The organism is Brevundimonas sp. Root1423, from assembly GCF_001426805.1.
Map to the genome: position 1 here is coordinate 661,807 of NZ_LMFL01000023.1, position 20,052 is coordinate 681,858.

The 20,052-nt window shown below is 68.5% G+C and carries 21 protein-coding genes and 1 pseudogene; 9 read left to right on the forward strand and 13 right to left on the reverse strand.

The window, feature by feature from the left end; translation table 11 throughout:
* Positions 1-458: 458 nt before the first annotated feature.
* From ASD25_RS16555 to rplS, 3 genes and pseudogenes are all read left to right on the forward strand, one after another.
* On the forward strand, positions 459-1,646 hold the full coding sequence (locus ASD25_RS16555) for an NAD(P)/FAD-dependent oxidoreductase (RefSeq protein ID WP_056619016.1): 1,188 nt from the start codon (positions 459-461) through the stop codon (positions 1,644-1,646).
* Between the two features lie 9 nt (positions 1,647-1,655).
* A pseudogene (gene trmD / locus ASD25_RS16560) lies at positions 1,656-2,379 on the forward strand (tRNA (guanosine(37)-N1)-methyltransferase TrmD).
* 1 nt (position 2,380) lies between these two features.
* On the forward strand, positions 2,381-2,809 hold the full coding sequence (rplS, locus tag ASD25_RS16565) for a 50S ribosomal protein L19 (protein ID WP_056619018.1): 429 nt from the start codon (positions 2,381-2,383) through the stop codon (positions 2,807-2,809).
* 6 nt (positions 2,810-2,815) lie between these two features.
* Here the strand turns inward: rplS and ASD25_RS16570 are convergent, their stop codons facing one another.
* The gene (locus ASD25_RS16570; protein ID WP_056619021.1) at positions 2,816-3,049 is read right to left on the reverse strand and encodes a hypothetical protein; all 234 of its coding nucleotides are present in this window, start codon (positions 3,047-3,049) and stop codon (positions 2,816-2,818) included.
* Between the two features lie 162 nt (positions 3,050-3,211).
* Here ASD25_RS16570 and ASD25_RS16575 point away from each other — a divergent pair, with 162 nt between their 5' ends.
* The 3 genes from ASD25_RS16575 to ASD25_RS16585 all read left to right on the forward strand — a co-directional run bounded on the left by ASD25_RS16575 (position 3,212) and on the right by ASD25_RS16585 (position 4,723).
* Positions 3,212-3,700, forward strand: a complete 489-nt coding sequence (locus ASD25_RS16575) for a hypothetical protein (RefSeq protein ID WP_056619023.1) — start codon at positions 3,212-3,214, stop codon at positions 3,698-3,700.
* A gap of 1 nt (position 3,701) precedes the next feature.
* Positions 3,702-4,406 (forward strand): Crp/Fnr family transcriptional regulator, encoded by a 705-nt coding sequence (locus tag ASD25_RS16580; protein ID WP_056619025.1) that lies wholly within the window; start codon positions 3,702-3,704, stop codon positions 4,404-4,406.
* 140 nt (positions 4,407-4,546) lie between these two features.
* Positions 4,547-4,723, forward strand: a complete 177-nt coding sequence (locus tag ASD25_RS16585; RefSeq protein WP_082572504.1) for a DUF3606 domain-containing protein — start codon at positions 4,547-4,549, stop codon at positions 4,721-4,723.
* Between the two features lie 3 nt (positions 4,724-4,726).
* Here ASD25_RS16585 and ASD25_RS16590 read toward each other — a convergent pair whose 3' ends face one another.
* Entirely contained in the window at positions 4,727-5,824 is a 1,098-nt protein-coding gene (locus tag ASD25_RS16590) for a phytase (protein WP_056619030.1), read from the reverse strand.
* Between the two features lie 246 nt (positions 5,825-6,070).
* On the opposite strand from ASD25_RS16590, the gene ASD25_RS16595 reads away from it, so the two are divergent.
* Positions 6,071-8,365, forward strand: a complete 2,295-nt coding sequence (locus ASD25_RS16595; RefSeq protein ID WP_082572476.1) for a TonB-dependent siderophore receptor — start codon at positions 6,071-6,073, stop codon at positions 8,363-8,365.
* A 72-nt stretch (positions 8,366-8,437) separates the two neighbouring features.
* On the opposite strand, the gene ASD25_RS16600 is transcribed toward ASD25_RS16595, so the two are convergent.
* The 8 genes from ASD25_RS16600 to ASD25_RS16635 all read right to left on the reverse strand — a co-directional run bounded on the left by ASD25_RS16600 (position 8,438) and on the right by ASD25_RS16635 (position 15,363).
* Positions 8,438-8,923, reverse strand: a complete 486-nt coding sequence (locus ASD25_RS16600) for a PA2169 family four-helix-bundle protein (RefSeq protein ID WP_056619033.1) — start codon at positions 8,921-8,923, stop codon at positions 8,438-8,440.
* Positions 8,924-8,996: 73 nt separating this feature from the next.
* Complete coding sequence (locus tag ASD25_RS16605) at positions 8,997-9,806, reverse strand: tryptophan 2,3-dioxygenase (RefSeq protein ID WP_056619036.1); 810 nt, start codon at positions 9,804-9,806, stop codon at positions 8,997-8,999.
* Between the two features lie 31 nt (positions 9,807-9,837).
* Complete coding sequence (locus ASD25_RS16610) at positions 9,838-10,098, reverse strand: hypothetical protein (RefSeq protein WP_056619039.1); 261 nt, start codon at positions 10,096-10,098, stop codon at positions 9,838-9,840.
* Positions 10,099-10,136: 38 nt separating this feature from the next.
* Positions 10,137-11,180 carry a sensor histidine kinase gene (locus tag ASD25_RS16615; RefSeq protein WP_056619040.1) on the reverse strand — a complete coding sequence of 348 codons (1,044 nt, stop codon included), beginning with the start codon at positions 11,178-11,180 and terminating at the stop codon, positions 10,137-10,139.
* 99 nt (positions 11,181-11,279) lie between these two features.
* On the reverse strand, positions 11,280-11,459 hold the full coding sequence (locus ASD25_RS16620) for a hypothetical protein (RefSeq protein WP_056619043.1): 180 nt from the start codon (positions 11,457-11,459) through the stop codon (positions 11,280-11,282).
* Positions 11,460-11,523: 64 nt separating this feature from the next.
* Positions 11,524-11,886, reverse strand: a complete 363-nt coding sequence (locus ASD25_RS16625; protein ID WP_056619261.1) for a YdbL family protein — start codon at positions 11,884-11,886, stop codon at positions 11,524-11,526.
* Positions 11,887-11,903: 17 nt separating this feature from the next.
* On the reverse strand, positions 11,904-12,092 hold the full coding sequence (locus tag ASD25_RS16630) for a YnbE family lipoprotein (RefSeq protein ID WP_056619047.1): 189 nt from the start codon (positions 12,090-12,092) through the stop codon (positions 11,904-11,906).
* Positions 12,093-12,174: 82 nt separating this feature from the next.
* Positions 12,175-15,363 carry a YdbH domain-containing protein gene (locus ASD25_RS16635; RefSeq protein ID WP_056619050.1) on the reverse strand — a complete coding sequence of 1,063 codons (3,189 nt, stop codon included), beginning with the start codon at positions 15,361-15,363 and terminating at the stop codon, positions 12,175-12,177.
* Between the two features lie 423 nt (positions 15,364-15,786).
* Between ASD25_RS16635 and ASD25_RS16640 the strand changes: the two genes are divergently transcribed.
* Positions 15,787-17,139, forward strand: a complete 1,353-nt coding sequence (locus ASD25_RS16640) for a M23 family metallopeptidase (RefSeq protein ID WP_235562760.1) — start codon at positions 15,787-15,789, stop codon at positions 17,137-17,139.
* A 9-nt stretch (positions 17,140-17,148) separates the two neighbouring features.
* Here the strand turns inward: ASD25_RS16640 and ASD25_RS16645 are convergent, their stop codons facing one another.
* On the reverse strand, positions 17,149-17,796 hold the full coding sequence (locus ASD25_RS16645) for a glutathione S-transferase family protein (protein WP_056619055.1): 648 nt from the start codon (positions 17,794-17,796) through the stop codon (positions 17,149-17,151).
* 189 nt (positions 17,797-17,985) lie between these two features.
* Between ASD25_RS16645 and ASD25_RS16650 the strand changes: the two genes are divergently transcribed.
* Positions 17,986-18,735: an alpha/beta fold hydrolase gene (locus ASD25_RS16650; protein ID WP_235562761.1), complete on the forward strand. Its 750-nt coding sequence runs from the start codon at positions 17,986-17,988 to the stop codon at positions 18,733-18,735.
* Here the strand turns inward: ASD25_RS16650 and maiA are convergent.
* Both maiA and ASD25_RS16660 read right to left on the reverse strand, forming a co-directional pair.
* Positions 18,732-19,364, reverse strand: coding sequence for a maleylacetoacetate isomerase (gene maiA / locus ASD25_RS16655; protein ID WP_056619061.1), 633 nt, complete (start codon positions 19,362-19,364; stop codon positions 18,732-18,734). The two genes, ASD25_RS16650 and maiA, sit on opposite strands and share 4 nt — an antisense overlap.
* Positions 19,361-20,014: a fumarylacetoacetate hydrolase family protein gene (locus ASD25_RS16660; protein ID WP_056619063.1), complete on the reverse strand. Its 654-nt coding sequence runs from the start codon at positions 20,012-20,014 to the stop codon at positions 19,361-19,363. The genes maiA and ASD25_RS16660 overlap by 4 nt, the downstream gene beginning before the upstream one ends.
* Positions 20,015-20,052: the final 38 nt, after the last annotated feature.

The following is a 20,052-nucleotide window of genomic DNA, read 5'->3' on the forward strand; positions in this document are numbered from 1 at the left end:
CGGTTTGTTCTTTTTTGTGTGGAGGGTGGGGGGTCCAGAAGTCCGGGCCCGGCCCCACCCCGATCCCGTCATCCTCGGGCTTGTCCCGAGGACCCATCGTTCAGCAGCCTCGAACGGCCGAAACGATGGCGCACCGCAATGATCTGCGAGGTTCCGATCAACCCTGCGGCGGAGGAATGGGTCCTCGGGACAGGCCCGAGGATGACGGGTGGAAGGGCGGGGTCGGCCTTTTCCCCGACGGACCCCGCAATTCCGGGCGCCAGCGAAAAATATTCCTGTAACCCGATTTTCCACGCCGCCACTGGATTTGCGGCCTTCTGCGCGCCCTGGTTCGCGGCGGCGCCATACTGATCCGGACGCCCGCCCGATGCCCTGAGCGGAGGGGCGAACGGGCGGGCGGATGAGACTCATGAGACTGATGAGACTGTTTTTTTCGCGGCCCATGCTAAGGCGCGGGCATGAAGCCCCAGACCGTGGATGTCCTGATCGTCGGCGCCGGCGCGGCCGGGATGATGTGCGCCATAGAGGCGGGGCGGCGCGGGCGCAACGTGCGGGTGCTGGACCATGCGCGGGCGCCGGGGGAGAAGATCCGCATCTCGGGCGGGGGGCGGTGCAACTTCACCAACCTGGGGACCGGGCCGGGGAATTTCCTCGGCGAGAACCCGCGGTTCGCGACCTCGGCGCTGAAGCGGTTCACGCAGCATGACTTTGTGAAGCGGGTGGATCAGGCGGGGATCGCCTGGCACGAGAAGACGCTGGGGCAGTTGTTCTGCGACGACTCGGCGAAACAGATCATCCGCATGCTGACCGACGACATGCGGGCGGCGGGCGTGGTGCTGTCGCTGGGGACGTCGGTGGAGCGGATCGGGCGCGACGGCGAGGGGTATGAGACGGCGCTGTCGGACGGGTCGGTGGTGAAGGCGCGGTCGCTGGTGCTGGCGACCGGGGGCAAGTCGATCCCCAAGATGGGGGCGACGGGCTGGGCCTATGACGCCGCGAGGGGGTTCGGGCTGAGGGTGACAGAGACGCGGCCGGCGCTGGTGCCGCTGACGTTCGAGGCGGGTCTGCTGGAGCAGCTGACGCCGCTGGCGGGGGTGGCGGTGGATGCGGTGGTGAAGGGCGGGGGGACGTCGTTCGCGGAGGCGATGTTGTTCACGCACCGGGGGCTGTCGGGGCCGGCGATCCTGCAGATCAGCAGCTACTGGCGCGAGGGCGAGGCGATCACCGTGGCCATGGCCCCGGGCGAGGACGTCTGGGCGCGGCTGAAGGCGGCGAAGGAGGAGAACGGCAAGCAGATGGTGCACACGGCGCTGGGGCATGTGGTGCCGCGGCGGCTGGCCGAGAGCATCTGCGAGCGCGAAGGCGTGAAGGGGAAACTGGCCGAGGTCGGGGACAAGACCCTGCGCCGTCTGGACGCGGCGGTGAACGGCTGGACCGTCAAACCGGTGGGGTCGGAAGGGTACCGGACCGCCGAGGTGACTTTGGGCGGGATCGCGACGGACCAGCTGGACCAACAGACCATGGAGGCGAAGGAGGTCCCGGGCCTCTACGTCATCGGCGAGGCGGCCGATGTGACCGGCTGGCTGGGCGGCTACAATTTCCAGTGGGCCTGGTCGTCAGGTTGGGCCGCCGGGCAGGTGTGCTAGGAAGCCGCCATGCCGTTTACCGCCACCGTCCTGACCATGTTCCCCGAGGCGTTTCCGGGGCCGCTCGGCGTGTCGCTGATCGGCACGGCGTGGCGCGAGCGCGGGCTCTGGAGCCTTGAAACGGTTGACATTCGGGCCTTTTCCACAGATACGCGCGGCTTCCTGGACGACACCCCCGCGGGTGGCGGTCCGGGAGCCGTGCTCAAGGCGGACGTGGTGGCGAGGGCGCTGGATAGCGTTTCCGGACCGCAACGGCCGCTTTTGTACATGAGCGCCCGGGGTCGGCCCCTGACCCAGGCGCGCGTCAAGGAATGGGCGAAGGCGGACGGGATTACCGTTCTCTGCGGCCGTTTCGAGGGGGTGGATCAGCGCGTGCTGGACGCGCGCGGGTTCGAGGAGGTCTCCGTCGGAGACGCGGTTCTCGCCGGCGGCGAGGCTTCGATTGATCCCCGGAGTGCTGGGTCAGGCCGAAAGCCTGAGTTCGGAAAGCTTCGAGGACGGTCTTCTGGAGCATCCGCAGTACACGCGACCGCGGACGTTCGAGGGGCTGGAGATACCCGGGGTTCTTTTGTCGGGCGACCACAAGAAGGTCGCACAATGGCGCGAAGAGCAGCGGCGAGAGACGACCCGGGAGCGGCGGCCAGACCTCTGGACGGCGTATCTGGACAAGACCAATGCGGGACCCGAGCCCGCCAAATCACAGCTAAAGGGCGCAAAAGCCCGAGGAGAATAGAATGAACATCCTTCAGACGATCGAAGCCGAAGAAAAAGCCCGCCTGGTCGACAAGCGCGCGATCCCCGACTTCCAGCCGGGCGACACGCTGCGCGTCATGGTCAAGATCAAGGAAGGCGAGCGCGAACGCATCCAGGCTTTCGAGGGCGTCTGCATCGCCCGCGCCGGCGGCGGGATCAACGAGAATTTCACCGTGCGCAAGATCAGCTTCGGCGAGGGCGTCGAGCGCGTCTTCCCGCTGATGTCGCCGAACATCGACGCCATCGAGGTGAAGCGTCGCGGCGTCGTGCGGCGCGCCAAGCTGTATTACCTGCGTGACCGTCGCGGCAAATCGGCCCGTATCGCCGAGAAGCAGACCGTGCGTCCGGTCAAGGGCGTGGTGGTGCCGGAAACCGGCAAGGCCGAAACGGCCGCCGACACCGAAGCATAAGCCGCTTTACAGCTGCCAGAATGATGAAGGCTCCGGCGGCAACGCCGGGGCCTTTTTCGTGGTCGGGCGCTGGGTAATGCGGGTCAGTTCGACGCCCTCTGACAGGATGGCGATGGTGAAACCGGGGTCGCTGAACAACAGGCGACGGCGGGCCAGATCCTCGGCGTCGTCAGGGCCCTCGGCGTCGACGATTTCGCAGGCGCCAGGGCGGGACAGATAGTTGAACTGGTACAGGGGCATGACGCGCAGCTCTCCCCGGGCTGACGGGAGATCAACCGCCGTTGCGGAACGGGGTTCCTGTGTCCGGTCCGCGACAAATGCTGCGGCCCAACCCTGTTATCGATCTCGCTACCGTGGCCGTTCGTCGGCGTTAGCCCTTCCGACCGGAGGCTTGATCTCGACGTGCCGGCCTACGTCTTCCACCTGCATGACGGCATCTCGACCCAGCCCGAGGACGAGGCCGTGACCGCCGTGGATCTGGTCGAGGCGCGGGACCTGGCCGAGCTACGCCTCCTTCTGGGCGGACCGTTTACCCGCATCGAGGTGTTCGAGGCGGGTCATCTGCGGCTGAAACTGGCGCGCGATGGCGCCGCGAGAGATGGCGCGGCGTCGAACCAGTCATTGACACGGGAACAACCGGGCTCGCCAAGACCTTTGCGCCACGGCACAGCAAGGGCGACTAGTGACATGGACCAGACAGATTGCAGCGATGGTGTCGACAAGGGGCTTCTGAAGCCGGAAGCGGAGATCGGCGAAGTTCGAGTGGAAAACCCGCCGAGCGAGCCACTGGTAATGTCACCGGAAGAAGCGGATGTCTCAACGATCCGATTGCTGGACGCAGACGGGAAGGCCCGGCCCGGTTTGGCCGATCGTGACGCCGTGAAAGGCTGAAATGGCTCTGATCCAACGCTCCGACGTCGCTGAAAACCGGGTTCTGGCCGCGTTCAGTGAAGCCGACTTCGCCGCCCTCGCGGGCCGGATGACCGTGTCCGATGCGCGCCGGGACGAGGTGTTGATCCGTCAGGGTGAGGCCGTGACCGAGGTCCATTTTCCCCTCACCGCAGACCTGTCGAACCGGGTGCTGTTCTCGAATGGCGGCGCGATCGAGACGTCCGCCGTTGGCAGGTTCGGCGTCTCGGGACTGGCGGCGTTCCTGGCCCATTCCGCCTGCGCCTGGGAGGTCAGGGTGCAGACGCCCGGCCGCATCGTGCGGCTGCCGGCGGACCCGTTCCGGCAACAGGCATGGGCCAGTCCCGATCTCATGCGCGTTCTTCTGGCCGTGACCCACGACAACCAGGCCGAGGGAGCCCAGACGGCGGCGTGCAACATCGCCCATGACGCCCAGTCACGGCTGGCGCGCTGGCTGCTGATGATCGACGACCGGACCGGGGCGGAGACAATGCGGCTGAGTCATGAGGATCTCGCTGAGATGCTCGGGGCGCAGCGGACCACTGTCAGCGTCGCCGCGGCCAACCTGAAGCGCGCGGGGGCGATCCGGTACAGCCGGAGCAATATCCAGATCATCGACCGGGCGCTGCTGCAGCAGTGGTCGTGCGAATGCTATGCGGCCCAGCAGCGGCGGGCGTCGCTGAGGTAGGCGACGGTCGACCGCTGTGTCGCCAGTTCGACAGAACCTCGCTCGTGCGTCGCCGTTAGGCGAGCATGGCCATCCCCGACGAAGACCCCCGCGTTCCCGTCTATGCGATGGCCGGAATCTATCTGTTTGGAGGCTTTCGCATGAGCGACGACAGGAACCGGAGCGGCGGTCAGGACCGCGCACGCATCAACCTTTCCGAGGCCTATGAGGTCCGCGACTGGAGTGAGAAATTCGGCGTCAGCGAGGCGCGACTGCGAGCCGCCGTCGGCAAGGTCGGGGACCGGGCCGAGGACGTCGAGCGCGAGCTGCGCGGCTGAGCCTTACAGACCCAGCGCCGCCTTCACGTCGCGCCAGTCGATGTATTTGAAATTCTGGGTTCCGACGTCGTTGACGTCGTCCTGAACCACGACAACGCCTTCGGGGAACGGGCCCACCACGCCGCCCAGGGCGGCGAGGCCGTCGGTGCCGGTAACGCCGTCGACCGTTCCCTCAATCGCCTTGAACCTGCCCACCCAGACGGGCGTCGCGCCATCGATGCGCCAGACCGGGAAGGTAGAGTCGCCCTGGCTGGAGGCGATCAGATAGCGGGCGGCGCCGTCGGCGAGGATGGTCAGGCCCTCCGCGTCGGCGACCAGCCGGCCGGGCGCGACCGGCTGGACAAGGGTGCGGCGGTCGCCGGACGCCGGGTCCAGGCCGTAGCGCCACAGGCCGACGTTCTCCTCGGTGATGTAGAGGGCGTCGGTCGCCTCGTCGGCGGCGCAGCCTTCGGAAATGGTGCCGATGGCCCCGCGGCGGACCTCGCGGGCGGACGGACGACCGGCGGCGTCGGCGGTCAGGACATACTGCCGAAGCTCGCCCTCATGGCCGACGAGGATGGCGTGGACTTCGCCGCCGCGGCGCGCGAAGCAGAAGCCGTAGGGCTCGACCACGTCGGTGGGAATATAGCCCCACGCCCGCACGCCATTGGTCCCGGTTCCGGCGGGATCGAAGGCATAAAGCGATATGCCCGTACGGCCCAGAGTGCGGTCGCTGGCGCCGAGCACGACGTGGGGCCGGCCGTTAATGCTCAGGCCCTCGGTCGCGTCGACATTGTTCAACAGACCCTCGGGCAGGAACTGAAGCACCTCTCCCGCGAAGCCGTAGATATAGAGGCCGGCCTTCTTGTCCGTGCCGGCGACGAAGCCCGGGCTGGCGTGACCGTTCACCGTCACCGGGACGGCCGAGGCCCATACGGCAGGATCGTCAGCCGCATCCTCTCCGCCGCCCGTTCCGACCGACGGGGTCTCCAGACGCGCCTGGACCGCGACGCCTTCGCCGACGAAGCCCTCGCCCTCGCCCTGGTAGTCGACTTCGGTCGTCGCGCAGGCGGTCAGGAGTGCGGCGCAGGCGGCGGCGGCCATCAGCGGGCGGAGTGTCATGAAAGCGTCCTTTCCGGCGAATGCCCGGCCTGACCATGCACCCGGCGGAGGGTCAACGCCGCATCGATGACGGTTCGGCGACACGGTGATGAAAGGCGATCCGGCGACGAACCAACGGTCATTCATGCGTCAGCGAACTGCAAAGCCGGCTTTGTGGAACTGTCGCGCTGACGTTGCCGCCCGGCCCTAGCTCGGGGCCCCGAAACCGGCGTCCTCGGGGGGCGCGCGGGTCAACGGGGATTTCCGATGAAGACCATGCTTCTGCTCGGCGCAGCCATCGCGCCGCTCGCCTTCGCCATGCCGGCCCTCGCTCAATCCGGGCCCAACGCCGACCCGCAGGGACCGGTGACCTCGCTGGAAGAGGTGATCGTCACCGGCGAACCGGCGATGCGCAACCGCACCGACGACGTCGCGCCTACGCTGTCCTACGATCGGGAGTATTTCCAGCGTTTCGAGCCGCTGACGGTGGGCGACGCCCTGAAGCGCGTTCCCAGCGTGACCTTCCTGTCGGACGTGCTGGAATCGGACGGCGTCCGCCTGCGGGGCCTCGATCCCGGCTACACCCAGATCCTGATCAACGGCGAGCGCGTGCCCGGCGCCGGCGTCGACCGTTCGTTCTTCGTCGACCGCATTCCCGCCGAACTGATCGAGCGTATCGAGGTGGTCCGTTCCTCCTCGGCCAACCGGTCGGGCGACGCGATCGCCGGCGCGATCAACATCGTCCTGCGCGACGCCCTGTCGCTGGACGGCGGCTATGTGCGTCTGGGGGCCCTGCACTGGGAAGACAGCGAATACGGCCAGTGGGGCGGGACCTACGGGGCCGTCTGGGGCGGTCAGGCCGGGCCGGGCCGTCTGCTGATCGGCGCCAATGTCCAGGACCGGCGCAATCCCAAGGACAAGTACAGCGTCCGCTACGACGAGCCGGGCGGCACGATCCAGAACACCGAGGTCCAGACCGACGTGCGCGACGGCACGGACTATTCGGCCAACGCGTCGTATGACGTCGAGGTCGGCGGCGGCGATCTGCGCCTGTCGGGCGCCTTCGTGCGTACGGACCGCTATCAGGACGAGGATTCTCTGGAATACGAAGACGGCATCGAGGACGCCGCCCATCTGAGCATCGTCAACGACAACGATCTGGACATCCGCACCGACAACCTGTCGCTGGGCGCCCGCTACGAGCATGACATGTTCGGCGGCGAGACGGTGTTCAAGCTGGGCTACGCCTCCATCGACGACAGCCAGTACGAGTTCGAGGGCGAGTCCGAATACCTGCGCGACGCGGTCATCTTCCCGGACGAGGACCGCTACACCCTCGACTCGACCACGACCGACATCACCGATGAAGAAATCTCCGGCGCGATCCAGCACGAACGCGACCTGTCGGACGGCGTGGCGATGGAGTTCGGCGTCCAGTGGAACCAGAAGGACCGCGACAGCCTGATCACGGACACCACGCGCATCCGCTTCAACGTGCCGAACGCGCCGGCTCCGCGCCCGCCCGTCCCGGCCTTCGGCCCGTCGGTGGCCGGAATCGGTGGCATCGCCACGATCGAGGAAACCCGCATCGATCCCTACGTTATGTTCTCGGGCGAGCGCGGCGCGATGAAGTGGGAAGCCGGCCTGCGCTATGAGACGACCGATACGACCGTCACCGGCAATACGAACGAGGCGGGCGATCCGGTGGTCATGGAAACGACCGAAAACGACTACGGCTTCCTGCTGCCGTCGGCGAGCCTGCGCGTTGATCTGACGGAGAGCGACCGCCTGACCGTTTCGGTCGCGCGCACCGTGCGCCGCCCGAATTTCGACGCCCTGTCGCCGGCCACGCTGGAGGAAGAGCGGGGGGACAACGACTTCCGCGGCAATCCCGACCTGCAGCCTGAATCGGCCTGGGGCGCGGACATCGGCATCGAGCACCGCATCGGCCGGCGCGGCGTGGTCGGGCTCAACGCCTTCTACCGCGATGTCACCGACCTGATCGAGGACATCACCCTCGCCGAACAGGGCAGCGGCGGCGCAGGCACCTTCGTCGAGTCGATCGACAACGTCGGCGAGGGTCAGGTCTACGGGATCGAGTTCGACCTCTCCACGCCACTGGATTTCATGGGCATGGAAACCACCGGCGTGTTCCTGAACGCGTCGTGGCTGGACAGCAATGTCGAGGACGCCCTGGGCGAGCGCCGTTTCAACAGCCAGTCGGACTATGTGGTGAACCTCGGCTTCACCCATGACATCCCGACGTGGGGCGCCGCCTTCGGAGCCAGCTACCGCAAACAGGGCGACGCCTTCAGCCGCGTCTGGGCCGAAGAGACCGAAACCCGCTACGGCGCGGACCTGGAGGTCTTCCTCGAGAAGCGGCTGTTCTCCAATACGGTGATCCGCCTGACGGGCTCCAACCTGCTGGACAGCTCCAAGGACGAGGTGTTCGACAAGTTCGCCGACCAGGCCGACCAGATCGCCCGCGACTACGACGAATACGAAATCGAAACCGAAACCGCCGGCCCGGTCTACCAGCTGGTGATGCGCGTCGCCTTCTAGGTCCGACGCGTCGAAACAGGAAAGGCCCCGGCGTTTCCGCCGGGGCCTTTTTCACATCGGGCAAACGATGGATCAGTTCGGGAACAGCCGGCCGTCCGCGTCCTTCTGGCCCTCGAGGCTGTGCTTGAGGTCGCGCATCTGATCGTGGCCGTCCTTCACCGTCGTGTAGGCGCGGCGGATGGTCTCGCGGGTGGTGGCCGAGACGGCCGAGTCCTCGAGCGCGCCCTCGAACTTCGCCTTGATGAAGTCCTCGCCGTTCTCGACCGAGTTCACCACGGCCTGCTCGTCGCGCAGCAGGGCGTGTTTGACGTCGAGGAAGGCGCGGTGGGCCTTGGCGAGGATGGTGCCATCGTCCTCGGGCTCGCCGCCGAGGGTGCGGACGGCGCCCTGAAGGTCGGCCGTAACCTGCTGGCGTTCGAAGCTGCGGGCCTCGAACATAGTGCGGAAGCCGGGCTTGTCGGTTTCCTTCGCGGCTTCGCGATAGCCGTCTGCGCTGTCGATCGTGGTCTCGATCAGGCTGTTGAGAACGTGGATGTCGTGATGGTTGGGGCTGCTCATGGCGATCGGCCTTTACTGTGGGGAGGAGCCCCCAAAGCGCGGACCGGGCTGAAAAGGTTTCAGCTTCGCCGTTCTACAATTTCGTGCGCAGCGACCAGAGCTCGGGGAAGCAGCGGCGCTGGAGCGTCTCGGTCAGATAGGCGACGCCCTCTGTGCCGCCGGTGCCGCGGCGGCGGCCGATGATGCGTTCGACGGTGACCACGTGCTTGTGCCGCCAGGTCAGAAGGGCGTCGTCCAGATCGACCAGCTTTTCCGCCAGCTGGTAGAACGGCCACCAGCGGGTCGTGTCGCGATACACCTCCAGCCATGCGGCCTCGACGCCTTCCGAGGGCTCCCACGGCTTGCTGACGTCGCGGTTCAGGACCTCCGCCGGGACGGGCAGGCCGGCGGCGGCCAGCTGATGCAGCGCGTCGTCATAGAGGCTGGGCGCGGCCAAGGCAGACCGCAGGGCGGCGTGGGCGTCCGGCCGCTCCTCGTGGAAGCGCAGGAATCGCTCGTCCTTGAGACCCAGCATGTATTCGAAGCGGCGGAACTGGTCGCTCTGGAAGCCCGAGGACGAGCCCAGCACGCCGCGGAAGCGCAGATAGTCGGCGGGGGTCATGGTGGCCAGGATGTCCCAGCTCATGGTCATGACGGCCTGGATGCGGCTGACCCGGGCGAGGCTCTTGTAGGCGGGGACCAGATCGCCGGCGCGGACCAGCGACTGGGCCAGGGTGACCTCGTGCAGGATCTGCTTGAGCCACAGCTCCTTGGTCTGGTGGATGACGACGAACAACATCTCGTCGTGCTCGTTCGAGATCGGGTGCTGGGCGGCCAGCAGGTCGTCCAGGGCCAGATAGCCGGCGTAGGTGATGTCGGACGGATGTGCGGGCGTGTCTGTCATGCGCGACCTATCGCGCGGGCCGGGCGTCCGCTCAAGAGTCGGTTTCGTCCCGGCCGGGATCCAGCGTGTTGTCGACGCGGTCGTCCCAGCCCTCGCGGTCAGACTTGAAGGCCAGGCCCATCAGCACCCATGCGAGCACCACCGTGCCCAGCACCCCCAGCGACAGGGCGATCCAGCCGTGCAGCGGCAAGTCGCCGCCGCCGATCATCGTCCAGAAGACGCTGATCAGCCCCGTGGCGGCGGCCGAGACGAGGGCGGCGATGGCGAGGTTGCGGAGGAGGCGGAGAGCCATGGGCGAGACTTAGGCGCGATGGGCGGCGGATGCGAGCGCTATGCCGCGTGGCTGATCGACACCGTCATTCCCGGGTTGGGAGCCAGCGTCATGCGCGCGTCCAGTTGTTTGACAAGCGCCTCGACGATGGCGGTGCCGAGACCGCCTTGCGCTGAAGGCACGGCGTCCACAGCGCCGACGCCGTTGTCGTGCACGACAAGGGTCCATCCGTCGCCAGCGCTCGCATAGGTGATCAGAACGAGCGCGTCGGCGCGGTCGGTCGGAAAGGCGTATTTGATGGCGTTGATGACCAGTTCGGTGACGATCAGGCCCATGCTGACGGCCTTGTCCGAGCCGATGAAGCCGTGGTCGGCGTCCACGCGGATGGCGATCGGCTGGGTTTCGCCGACCATCGAGGCGGCGAGGCTGGCGCACAGCTTGGTCAGATAGGGACCGACCTCGATCTGGTCGAGATCGCCTGAGGCGTGGAGATGGGACTGGACCTCGGCGACCGACAGGACCCGCTGATGCGCGTCCCGCAGATGAAGGCGGGTCTCATCGGAGGTCACGGCGCGGGCCTTGATCAGCAGGATGCTGGCGATGATCTGCAGGCTGTTGGCGACGCGATGCTGCATCTCCTGCAGCAGGATCTGCTTCTGGCGCAGCAGCTCCTCGGTGTGCTCCAGCAGGTCGGCCAGCTGCCGCTCCACGGCGCGGCGGGCGGTGACGTCTGTGAAGGCCAGCAGGATGGTGCTGTTGGAACTGGTCTCGTAGATCACCTTGCGCGCGTTCAGCAGCATGTTGCGCCGGCCGACGCCGGGGAAGTCGTGATCGACCTCGAACCCGTCCATTGCCGTCTTCTCGGGAATGATGGTCTCGAGCAGCAGACGCAGGGCCGGAATGTTCCACTGGCCGTCGCCCAGGTCATAGAGCAGCCGCCCCATGGTGTGGGCGGGATCGACCTTGAAGATTTCATAGAAGGCGCGGCTGGCGGCCAGGACCGTCAGGTCGCCGTCGAGGACCAGCAGAGGCTCATGGATGGTGTCCACGATCGCCTGGGCGAGCGTCTGGGCATCCTCGATCCCGGGGATCGTCGTCGGCATGGTCGAGGGGCGGTCCAGCGCGGGCGCGCGGAAAGGCGGCCTGCCCCGACGCTTTACGCGCAAAAGTGACGTTGAGGAAATTACGTTGGGAAGCCGACTTTAAAGGCGGCGGGCGGCGTACCGGTCCTGCCAGTCGGCCTGACTCGCGAGGCCACGCCAGTACAGCGCCATGCTGGTCCATTCGGCGCGCATGGAGGGCACCGCGACGCGCGCGGCGAGGCCGTCCATCCGGACCGCCATGGCCATGCATTGCGAGGCGGTGCGCATCATCAGTCCCATCACGCCGGAACATCCGGCTGCACCGGGAACCCCGCTGGCGTTGGAAGGGTCCGTAAGGCAGCGCTTAGCGCTGGACCCACTGCCCTTGCGCGTTGCGGTACCACTGGCCCGAGCTGATGCGCGGCAGCAACTGGCCCTCGAACATCCGGGCGCCGGCGACATCAGGGGTCGTGCCGGCGGCCTGGGCGCTGCGGGCGTAGGCGTCGCGACGGGCGCTGTTCGTGGCCTGAACCGCCTGGGTAAGGGCTGCATCAGACGACGGGACGCGGAAGCCGACATAGCCGTCGGCCTGTTCGCCCACGGTCCCTTGCGCCTTGGCGGCGTCGATCATCGACTTCTGGGCCGAGGTCTGGGCGAAGGCCGCACCCGCGGCGACGCCCAGAGCCGCGACAGCGGCGGCGACGACGAAGAATTTGCGGAAAGACATCTGGGTCAACTTTCGCGTCAGAACAGGTTGGGATTTTCGACGAGGAGGTCCTGAAGCTCCTTGTCGAGGCGCACGCGAACATCGGCGTCGAGTTTCGCGTAGATCTGGATCGGGTCGACCTGCAGCCGAACCGTGGGCGTGCAGGCGCTGGCGCCGAGGGCGGCCACAAGGCCGAGGAGGGCGAGGCGTGTGCGCGTCCGGGTCATGATGCGGTGGTCTCCGGTCTTAATCCTCAGCGACTTAACGCCCGACGGGGTGAACGGGTTCTGAACGGCGAAGGCTGCAGGATTATGGCGCCACCGGTATCGACGGCGGGCTCGGTGTCGCCTCGCCGTTGCGGGCGCGGTTCAGCTCCAGCAGATCACCGACCAGCTGGTTGAGGTTCAGCGTGGTGTCCAGCGTCAGATCAATGCCCGTGCCGGATGGCAGGGGCAGTTCGCGGTTCAGGAACTCCCGGCTGATGAAGTCCGCGATGGAGATGCGCAATTCCTGCCGCTGCGGCGGGTCGTGGCGGCCCCGGATGCGGAACAGGACGCCGATCCGGCCTTCGTCGAGGCTGTTCACCTCGGCCGAGAGCAGATCGAACGACAGGTTCTCCATGGCCTGGTAGGCGAGGTCCTGGATGGTATTGGGCGGCACGCCCTCCCCGCCCCCGCCGGCTTCGAGCCCGCTGAGGGCCTCGCGCGCAATGGACAGGCGGCCGGGCTGGACGGCGGCGAGCGAGCCGCCCGTGATGCGGACGCCGCTGGCGGCCGTGTAGGTAAACGGCAGGCGGCCCGAGACGAGGGCGTCCAGCATGACCTTGTCGCCGAAGCCGGAGCCGGCGATGACCTCGCCCAGCTGAACCTTGTCGAGGACGATGACGCCGGTGATCGGCTGGGTCGGATCCAGAGGCACGGCGAAGGGCTCAACGCTGACGTGGCCGCTCGCGACGGCGAGGTCGCCGCCCTGGATGGTCACCGCCGCCTTGTCGAGGCCGAAGGTCAGCTCGATGTCGGTCAGGGGGGTAAAGGTTTCCAGCCGGTCGACTGTCAGCCGCTGGCCGGGGGCGGCGGTCAGGGGAGCCAGATTGATGAAGTCGACGGTTCCGCGCAGGCCCTTCACCGGCCCCGCCGGACTGACGAAGTCGAGGCCCGGAATGGTGAGGCGGCCGGAGCTGGTCCCTTCGGCGTCGGCGCGCCAGTCGATGCGGCCGTTGAATGCCGCGGAACCCGTGGCGGGCGAGCCGACGAAGTCGCCGGCTAGGGGGCTGAGATCGCCGGGCTGAAGGCCGCCTTCGGCGAAGACGATGGACGGAGCGTCGATGACGACGCCGCCAACCCCCGCGGCGCCATCGTGGGCCAGGGTGAGACGGCCCAGCGCGGCGCCGTTGCGGGTCAGGTCGAAGGCGCCGGTCCAGTCCTCGCCCGTCATCCGGGCCGAGCCGGATGCGCCGAGTGGATTGAAACGCAACGGGGTGGTGGCGTCGGAAACCACGGCCTCGGCCACCCGAGCGTCGAGGGTGATGCCCCGCGGCCCGCCGATGGCGGTGAAGCCGCCCTGGATCGCGCCGAAATGCAGCGCCAGGAAGGGGGCGTCGGCGCTGAAGCCGCGCACGGTTCCGTCGGACCGCCAGCCGCCGTCGGCGATGCTGGCCAATGGGCGGGCGGCGGGGCAAATCTGGCCGGTCAGGGCGGTGACGTCGCTCTCGTCCAGTTCCAGCCGCTCGACCGTAACCGGACCACAGCCAGCGGCGACATAGGTGACGCGGCCGTTCGACGAGGTCAGCCGCCCACGCGTCTGCACCGCGATGCCCCGGGCCAGACCGAAGTCGAGGGCGGCGCGGCCATCGAGGGTCGCCGTGAAGCCCGTGGGCGTCAGGCGCCAGTCGGGAATGCCAAAGGCGGCCTCGGGCAGGCCCCTGCCCCGCGTCGCGGTCAGACTGAGAGCGCCGCCGCCGAGCTCACCGCGCCGGGCCGAGAAGATCGGTTCGGCGGCGGGGCGCAAGGCAAGGACGCCGCCGTTGACGGGACGAAGGGTCGCGGGCCGGGTCAGGGCGACCCGCGCCCCCGACGGGCCGGCGGTGACGCTGAAGGCGGGGATGTCGACGGCGAAGGCGGACAGGGCCTGTTTCATCCCGGCCAGTTCGGGCACGTCGTCCCGGCTTGCGGGACCGAACAACGGCCAGCTGCCGCGCGCGGCGGTCAGGGAGCCCGTCGCAGCGGCGCGCAGACCGCCGTCGACGACGAGGTCAAGACGCCCGCCGCCGTTGACGCCGTTCAGGGTCAGGTCGTCCCAGGCCAGACGCGTCGCCGAGATCGCCATCGGGCCCTCGGCCTCGAGGGCGGCGTTGCGCCCGCCCAGGGTGAGGCCGGCCGAGCGCAGGGTCACCGCCGTTCCGTCGAGGCCGGCGCCGGAGGCGCGCGCGGCGGTGACCGTCGCGGGGCCCTGCAGTCGCCAGCCGAAGCCGTTCGCGTCGCGGCTGAAGGTCGTGTCGGCGCCGTCCAGCCGCAGACGAGCGCCCGAGGCGGCTGTTCCCGGACCGTCAACCCGGGCGGCGCGTACGTCGAGGTCGCCTGCGCCCGTGATGCGGAAGGCCTCGAGCCAGCCGGTCGTCTGGCCGGTGAAGCCGAGGCGGGCGTCCGCGCCGCGCGCCGTGGTCTCGCCGGAAGACAGGCGGGCCGCGGTCAGGGCGGCGTTGATCGCAGCGCGGCCGTCGCCACGGCGGCCCTTCAGGTCGGGATACGGCAGGTTCCCGGTCAGGATCAGTTTCGCTGCGTCGCCCGCGAGGCCGGGCAGGCTCGCGTGCTCGGCGGCGGCGTCGAAGCGCACGGCGATGCGGTCGCCGGTGGTGGTCAGGTCGACAGCGGCGCTGAGCCCGCGCGCCTCCGCCTCGCCGCTCTTGAAGGCGGTTGCAGGCATCCGGGCGACCAGCCGCATCAGCTTTCCGTTATCGACGCGGGCGTCGCCGAGAATGTTGGCGGGGCCGTAGTCGGTGTCGAGCCGCACCCGCGCGCGCTCTACGATGACCAGCGGCGACCGACTGTCGGGCCGCGGCGGTCGGCCGGTGAATTCCTCGATCAGGGGATCCAGCGAACCGAAGGTGAGCTTGCCGCCGCGCACGCTGGCGCGGACGACGGGGCGTACCAGACGAATGCGGGTCGGGGTGACGCCGAGACCGCCCTTCGACCAGGGCGCGCCGATGCCGTAGTCGACCTCGACCCGTTCGATCGTGACGTCAGGGTTGGCCGGATCGCCGATGCGGATGCGGGCGACGAGACCGTCCATCTCGAGCCGCTCGATCTCCATGTCGGCGTCGACGCCCTTCTGCTCCAGCCAGCCGATCAGCACCTGACGGGTGGCGGCGCGGCGGTTCAGCCACGCCACAGCGAACAGGATCAGCAGAACGCCGAGCACGACGCCGACGATGATCAGGGGACGACGACCGCTCGCGCGGGGACGCCGTGGAACAGGGGCGGACGGGGCGTCAGCGCTCATCCGCGGGTCATAGCCGGACCGGGGGCCGCGCGGGAAGCCTGCTGAACAAACCCGGAAACCTGTCCAATACTAGGAGCGTGGCGGTTGAAGCACAGTTGAGTGGCGCATCCGCCACTTTGAATGCATCGAGAGTCGCGTCGAGATGGATCACACACGTTCAGAGCGACTCCTGTTCGCATGGCCGCGAATACACTGTTCAACTCGCACGATAATCTCTTGGTTCACGCAAGCTTTACCGACGATTACGGCTCCGGTTAACGGTCTGTAACGATCCGTCTTCCCATCATGGGATCGACCGGCTATATGGCCTGTCTCGCGAGGGGGTGGCTCCGGCGCGATCCTTGTAACCAGTGGCTTCAGGCGCCGGACGGCGTCGTCGTTTTTCGGGGACCGATGGCTCAGTTCGATCCACGTCGCCAACCGATGCGTATCGCGCCTCACGCCCTGACGGCGGTTGCGGCGATCTCGGTGGCTCTTCTTGCCGGCCGCGTATACCAACCCGCGAAAGCGGAAGAGGCTCCGCCTCTGACCCAATTCCAGATTTCGGCCCTGGCCGACCAGGCGTTCGCCGCCGCCGGCACGCCCGCCGGCCTGACCACGCCGGAAGCCATTCCGGTCCAGATCCGCCGCGGCGAGACCTTCGAGCAGGCCGTGCGCCGCACGGGCATCGCGCCGGAAGAAGCCTCCGCCGTCGCCGCCACCCTGTCGAACGCCATGGACGTGACCTCGATGCGCGCGGGCCAGCGCTTCGAGACCGCCATTTCCCAGCCGCGCGGCGGCCGGGGCAATCCCCGGCTGATCGGCCTGACGATGCGCACGGGTCCGGCGACCCAGCTGACCGTCTCGCGCAGCTTCGACGGCGCCCTGCGCCTGCGCGCGCTGGAAGAGAAGGTCACGCACGAGACCGTCGTCCTGACCGGCAAGGTCGAGGGCTCGCTGTCGCGCACGGCTCGCCGCGAAGGCGCCCCGGCGGCGATCACCCGCGCCGCCGGCCGGCTGTTCTCGCACAAGCTGGACATGGATCGCGACGTCCAGGCGGACGACGAATTCACTTATGTGTTCGATCGCACCGTCACCGAGAACGGCCGCACCATCGACTCCGGGGGCCTGTTGTACGCCTCGTTGAAGGGCGTGGTGTTCTACCGCTTCCAGCCGGCCGGGGCGAAGGAGCCCCAGTATTTCGACGCCACGGGCAAGAACACGCGTTCGGCCTTCATGCGCACGCCGCTGGAACGCGGCTTCCGGGTTTCGTCCTCGTTCGGCTTCCGCCGTCATCCGATCGCCGGCTATCGCAAGATGCACCAGGGCATCGACTTCGCCGCAGGCATGGGCACGCCCGTCGTTGCGCCGGCCGACGGCGTCGTCGTCGAGGCCCGCCGCTGGGGCGGCTACGGCAACTGGCTTCGCATTCGTCACGCCAATGGCCTCGACAGCGGCTACGGCCACCTGTCGCGCTACGCCTCGGGCGTCCGCGCCGGCCAGCGCGTCCGTCAGGGACAGATCGTCGCCTATGTCGGTTCGACCGGCGCCTCGACCGGTCCGCACCTGCACTATGAGCTGTGGCGCGGCGGTCAGCGGATCAATCCGGCGGGCGTGCGCACCACCGAGGGCACCATTCTGGCCGGGGCTGATCTGGCGGCGTTCAAGGCCGAGAAGGCCCGCATCGATCGCATCCGCGCCGCCGGCGGCGAACGCCGTCCGGTCGGCGGCCAGCAGCGCGCCGCCGCAGCTCCGGCCGCGGCCGCGCCGACGGCCCTGCGCCCCGCCCAGGGCTAGACTGCTTCCTCAACCGTTCGACTGGGCCGCCGCGATGAGGGCGTCGTCGATCTCTCGCGCGCGGATCGCGGCCGGGCGCTGGAACAGCCGTTCCGCATAGGCCTTGAAGGCGTCGCGCTCCGGCAGGGTCTTGAACATGAGACCCCAGCCGATCTGGCTGCCGACATAGACGTCGGCGGCGCTGAAACGGTCGCCGAGGATCCATGGCCCGGGTCCCGACACCGCCGTCTCCAGCGCATCGACCACGTTTTCGAAGGTCCCGTAGCCGGCCATGGCCGCGCGGTCGGCGGGCGCCAGCAGGTTCAGCGCCTTGGCGGTCACAGAGGCCTCCAGCGGCCCGGCCGCGAAGAACATCCAGCGCAGATAGGTCCCGCGTGCCGGGTCGTCGAGCGCCGGCGCCAAACCAGCCTCCGGGAAGGCGTCGGCCAGATAGGCGCAGACGGCCGCGCCCTCGGTCACGGTCACGCCGCGATGGGTGATCGCCGGCACCTTGCCCATCGGATTGATCGCCCGATACTCGGGGGCCTTCATCGTCGTGCCGTAATCCAGAACGACGGTGCGGTAGGGGCGGCCGACCTCCTCCAGCATCCAGCGCGCGATACGGCCGCGCGACTGGGGGTTGGTGTAGAAGACGATTTCGTCGGACGGCTGGCTCATTCTGGACCTCCCTGCGTTCCGGGAACGGAACGCTAGACCGAAGACGCCATGGAACAAAGACGGCAGATACTGAAGGGATTCGCGACCGGGGCGGCCCTGCTGGCGTCCGGTCCGGTCGCGTGGGCGCAAACCGCGTTCCGGTCTCCGCGCATCACAGTGACGACGCGCGGGCGCGGACCCGATGTCATATTGATCCCCGGCCTCGCCTCGACGGCGGCGGTGTGGTCCGGACTGGCCGATCAGCTGGCGGGGCGACGGCGGCTGCATCTGGTCTCGGTGCGCGGCTTCGGGGATCTGGCGGCGCAGGGCAACGCCGACGGATCGGTCATGCCGGGCGTGGCCAATGAGGTGCGCCGCTACATGGCCGAACAGCAGCTGGAGCGGCCTGCAATCATCGGTCATTCGATGGGCGGTCAGGTCGGCATCCGCATCGCGGCCGACGCCGGCGCCCGGGTAGGACGGGTGATGGCGGTGGACTCCTCGCCCTTCTTCGCGGCCCTGATCAGCCCGGGCGCGACGGTCGGCGATGTCGAGCCGATCGCTCAGCTGGCCTATCAGGCGATCCAGTTTCTCGGCGACGAAGCGCTGAAGACGCGGGGTCGGTCGATGGGGCTGGAGCTGGGCGGAGCCGCCGACGCCGTGTTCGGATCGATGGGCTGGCAGGGCGGCGACCGCCGGGTGCTGGCCCAGTCGCTGTACGAGGTGATGACGGTCGACCTGCGCCGCCGCCTGCCCGACATCACGGCGCCGGTGACGGTCGTCTATGGCTGGAGCGCGGACCAGAACTCACCCCGCGCCCGCGCCGACAGCCTGTTCCGCGGGGCCTATGCGCGCCTGCGCCGACCCGCGACCTTCGAGCGGATCGAGGGCGCCGAACATATGGTGATGATCGACCAGCCGCGGCGGTTTCTGGCGGCGGTGGAACGCTTCCTGGCCTAGTCCGCGTCGGGCTGGACGTCCGGATGGGCGGCGGCGAAGGCGGGGTGCTGTTTCGCGGCCTCGTCGATAGCGAGCAGGCGCGGGAAGGCGTCGAGGGCGACGTTGAAGCGCCGCGCCGAATAGATCTGCGGGATCAGATAGCAGTCGGCCAGGGTGGGGGCGGCGCCGAAACACCAGCCCTGACCGTGCCGCGTGACCAGCGCCTCAAGGGCGGTGAAGCCCGGGATGATCCAGCGCGCGGCCCATGCGTCGACGGCGGTCTGGTCGGCGCCGAATGTTTCGCGCAGGGCCTTGCCGACGCGCAGATTATTAAGCGGATGGATGTCGCAGCCGATCAGCGCCGCCATGGCGCGGACATGGGCGCGTCCGATCGGATTGGCGGGAAGCAGCGGCGGCTGCGGGTGCGTCTCCTCCAGCCATTCGAGGATGGCGGGGCTCTGGGTCAGGACAGCGCCGTCGACCTCGAGCGCGGGCACCATGCCCTGCGGGTTCAGGACGACGAAGGCCTCTGACCTCTGCGCACCGGTGCGCAGATCGATGCCCTGCTGATCGTAGGCGAGTTCCTTGAGGTTCAGGGCGATGCGGACGCGGTAGGCCGCCCCCGAGCGCCAGTAGCCGTGCAGGATCATCGCGGGACCAGGGTGAAGGCGAGCGGCTCAAGGCCGCCGATGGAGGCTTCGACCCGGTCGCCGGGCTGCAGCGTGCCGACGCCCTCGGGCGTGCCGGTGAAGATCAGGTCGCCCGGCTGCACGTCCCAGAGGGTGCGCGCCTTGGCGAGGATTTCCTCGGGATTCCAGACCATGTCGTCCAGCTGGCCGGCCTGGCGCGCCTGGCCGTTGACAGACAGGGCGATGGGAGCCGCCGGATCCGGCAGGGCGCCGAGGGTGACGGGTCCACAGGGCGCCGACTGGTCGAAGCCCTTGGCCGCGTCCCACGGACGGCCCTTCTCCTTGGCGGCGGCCTGCAGGTCACGGCGGGTGAGGTCGCAACCGACGGCCCAGCCGACGATCGTTCCGTCCGCCCCGACGGCGCAGACCAGTTCCACCTCATGGTGCAGATTGGAAGTGGCCAGGGGGAAGACGGGGTCGGCGCCGTCGACCACCACCGCGTCGGCGGGCTTGGTGAAGAAGAAAGGCTCAGCCCGCTCATGACCCATCTCTTTCGCATGGGCGGCGTAGTTCTGGCCGACGCAAAGGATGCGCCGGACGGGAAAGCGTTGCGCGCTGCCATGGATCGGCAGCGAGGGCGTGGGCGCGGGGTCAAACAGCCAGTCGGTCATGACGCCTGTCTATGCCCGGATGCGGCGCTTCGCCAGCC

Coding starts and splice junctions, on each gene's coding strand:
- ASD25_RS16620 (WP_056619043.1), bottom strand. CDS start 11,459: ATGGGACTGATGATGCGCACCGCCTCGCAATGCATGGCCATGGCGGTC.
- rplS (WP_056619018.1), top strand. CDS start 2,381: ATGAACATCCTTCAGACGATCGAAGCCGAAGAAAAAGCCCGCCTGGTC.
- ASD25_RS16590 (WP_056619030.1), bottom strand. CDS start 5,824: ATGACACTCCGCCCGCTGATGGCCGCCGCCGCCTGCGCCGCACTCCTG.
- maiA (WP_056619061.1), bottom strand. CDS start 19,364: ATGATCCTGCACGGCTACTGGCGCTCGGGGGCGGCCTACCGCGTCCGC.
- ASD25_RS16610 (WP_056619039.1), bottom strand. CDS start 10,098: ATGGCTCTCCGCCTCCTCCGCAACCTCGCCATCGCCGCCCTCGTCTCG.
- ASD25_RS16660 (WP_056619063.1), bottom strand. CDS start 20,014: ATGACCGACTGGCTGTTTGACCCCGCGCCCACGCCCTCGCTGCCGATC.
- ASD25_RS16625 (WP_056619261.1), bottom strand. CDS start 11,886: ATGTCTTTCCGCAAATTCTTCGTCGTCGCCGCCGCTGTCGCGGCTCTG.
- ASD25_RS16640 (WP_235562760.1), top strand. CDS start 15,787: ATGCGTATCGCGCCTCACGCCCTGACGGCGGTTGCGGCGATCTCGGTG.
- ASD25_RS16555 (WP_056619016.1), top strand. CDS start 459: ATGAAGCCCCAGACCGTGGATGTCCTGATCGTCGGCGCCGGCGCGGCC.
- ASD25_RS16600 (WP_056619033.1), bottom strand. CDS start 8,923: ATGAGCAGCCCCAACCATCACGACATCCACGTTCTCAACAGCCTGATC.
- ASD25_RS16580 (WP_056619025.1), top strand. CDS start 3,702: ATGGCTCTGATCCAACGCTCCGACGTCGCTGAAAACCGGGTTCTGGCC.
- ASD25_RS16615 (WP_056619040.1), bottom strand. CDS start 11,180: ATGCCGACGACGATCCCCGGGATCGAGGATGCCCAGACGCTCGCCCAG.
- ASD25_RS16605 (WP_056619036.1), bottom strand. CDS start 9,806: ATGACAGACACGCCCGCACATCCGTCCGACATCACCTACGCCGGCTAT.
- ASD25_RS16595 (WP_082572476.1), top strand. CDS start 6,071: ATGAAGACCATGCTTCTGCTCGGCGCAGCCATCGCGCCGCTCGCCTTC.
- ASD25_RS16635 (WP_056619050.1), bottom strand. CDS start 15,363: ATGAGCGCTGACGCCCCGTCCGCCCCTGTTCCACGGCGTCCCCGCGCG.
- ASD25_RS16630 (WP_056619047.1), bottom strand. CDS start 12,092: ATGACCCGGACGCGCACACGCCTCGCCCTCCTCGGCCTTGTGGCCGCC.
- ASD25_RS16645 (WP_056619055.1), bottom strand. CDS start 17,796: ATGAGCCAGCCGTCCGACGAAATCGTCTTCTACACCAACCCCCAGTCG.
- ASD25_RS16585 (WP_082572504.1), top strand. CDS start 4,547: ATGAGCGACGACAGGAACCGGAGCGGCGGTCAGGACCGCGCACGCATC.
- ASD25_RS16570 (WP_056619021.1), bottom strand. CDS start 3,049: ATGCCCCTGTACCAGTTCAACTATCTGTCCCGCCCTGGCGCCTGCGAA.